The organism is Streptomyces sp. SID11385 (assembly GCF_010548245.1).
GTDB lineage: Bacteria > Actinomycetota > Actinomycetes > Streptomycetales > Streptomycetaceae > Streptomyces.
Genome location: NZ_JAAGLR010000480.1, coordinates 1 through 1,193, shown reverse-complemented (window position 1 = coordinate 1,193; position 1,193 = coordinate 1). Strand labels below are relative to the sequence as shown.

General features: G+C 73.8%; 2 protein-coding genes. Both read left to right on the top strand.

Annotated elements, in window-relative coordinates; genetic code table 11:
- The first annotated feature begins 135 nt into the window (after positions 1–135).
- Positions 136–861 carry a glycosyltransferase family 2 protein gene (locus G3I42_RS14685; RefSeq protein WP_164286094.1) on the top strand — a complete coding sequence of 242 codons (726 nt, stop codon included), beginning with the start codon at positions 136–138 and terminating at the stop codon, positions 859–861.
- A partial coding sequence (locus G3I42_RS14680) for a glycosyltransferase family 2 protein (protein WP_164286092.1) occupies positions 858–1,193 on the top strand: 336 nt, incomplete at its 3' end. The genes G3I42_RS14685 and G3I42_RS14680, both read left to right, overlap by 4 nt.

Here is a 1,193-nt window from a genome sequence, read left to right as displayed (position 1 = left end):
CAGGAGACGAAGGACGGCGGCGGTACGGGGCGCCAGGCCCCGCCCGCCGCGGCGCTCGCGCACGAGGCCGCGGCGGGCGGTCCCGTCGCCGAGGCCGAGGCGATCGCCGCGCGCTATCTGGCGATCAGCAGCCACATGGCGATCACGCCGAAGGTGAGCGTGGTCATCCCCGCGATGAACGAGGCGGCGAACCTGCCGTACGTCTTCGAGTCGCTGCCCGGCTGGGTCCACGAGGTGGTCCTCGTGGACGGCAACTCGACGGACGACACGGTCGCGGTGGCGCGCTCGCTGTGGCCGCGCCTGACCGTCGTGGCGCAGTCGGGGCGCGGCAAGGGCGACGCGCTGCGGGCCGGGTTCGCGGCGTGCACGGGCGACATCATCGTGATGGTCGACGCGGACGGCTCGGCGGACGGCGCCGAGATCGTCAGCTACGTCTCCGCGCTCGTCTCGGGCGCGGACTTCGCGAAGGGCTCGCGCTTCGCCAACGGCGGCGGCACGGACGACATGACGGCGCTGCGCAGACTGGGCAACAGCCTGCTGTGCCTCGCGGTCAACGCGAAGTTCGGGGCCCGCTACACGGACCTGTGCTACGGCTACAACGCGTTCTGGCGGCACTGCCTGGACGACATCGACCTGGACTGCACGGGGTTCGAGGTCGAGACGCTCATCAACATCCGGGTCGCGAAGGCCGGTTTACGGGTCCAGGAGATCCCGAGCCACGAGTACCTGCGCATCCACGGCGACAGCAATCTGCACGCGGTGCGGGACGGGCTGCGCGTCCTGCGCGTGATCCTCACCGAGCGCGGCGGGCGGCGCGGCTCGCGCGTGCGGCGCCCGGGGCTCGACGGGAGGCGGCCGTGACGGCGGACGCGAATCCGGGCCCGGGCGTTTCGGTCGTCATCTGCGTGTACACCGAGGAGCGCTGGCGGGACATCGGGGACGCGGTCGCCTCGGTCCTCGCGCAGTCGCGGCCCGCACGCGAGATGCTGCTCGTCGTGGACCACAACCCGGCGCTGCTCGCGCGGCTGCGGGAGCGGTACGCGGCGGGTGCTCCCGTGCGGGTCCTGGCGAACGCGGGCCCGCGCGGGCTCTCGGCCGGGCGCAACACGGGGATCGTGGCGGCGCGCGGGGACGTCGTGGCCTTCCTCGACGACGACGCGACGGCGGAGCCCGCGTGGCTCGCGCGCCTCGCC